We start from the raw sequence: 549 nt of genomic DNA, 5'->3' as shown, positions 1-549 counted from the left end.
CCCATGACATTGAGAAGGCAGGCGGAGAGAACATCTCTGTATGCTACCAGTGTGGTACCTGTACAGGCGGCTGCCCCCAGGGCAGAAGGAACGCACTAAGGACCAGAAAGATCATGAGAATGGTCTCCCTGGGGTTGAAAGACCAGTTGCTTAAAAGTGATGATATCTGGTACTGCTCTACGTGTTATACCTGTACTGACAGGTGTCCGAGGCATGTTAAGCCGACTGATGTTATTATTGCGTTGAGGAATATGGCGACCAGGCAGCATATTGTGCCGAGGAACTTCCTGCAGACTGCTGGTTTTATTTTCCAGACGGGTCATGGTGTGCCGAATAATGATGCTAACCGTGAGCTGAGGAAGAGGCTGGGGTTAAAGGCTGATCCGCCGACAACTCATTCGTATCCGGAGTTTTTGCCGGGCATTCAGAAAATACTCGAAGCCACTGGCCTGATGCAGATCAAGGCTGATATTGAGGGTGGTAAGAAATGATGAAGTCTTCACTTTACTTAGGATGTATCGCACCGAACAGATATCCGGGCATTGAGGC

Annotated in this window: 1 protein-coding gene; it reads left to right on the top strand. The window is 49.5% G+C overall.

The features are described from left to right. A partial coding sequence (gene hdrC, locus CUJ83_RS16010) for a CoB--CoM heterodisulfide reductase subunit C (RefSeq protein ID WP_230743392.1) occupies nucleotides 1–491 on the top strand: 491 nt, incomplete at its 5' end. Between the last annotated feature and the right edge of the window lie 58 nt (nucleotides 492–549).

The sequence above is a fragment of the Methanooceanicella nereidis genome (genome assembly GCF_021023085.1).
GTDB classification, from domain to species: Archaea; Halobacteriota; Methanocellia; order Methanocellales; family Methanocellaceae; genus Methanooceanicella; species Methanooceanicella nereidis.
Note: the sequence above shows the minus strand (reverse complement) of the source record. Positions and strands in the feature narration are given on the sequence as shown.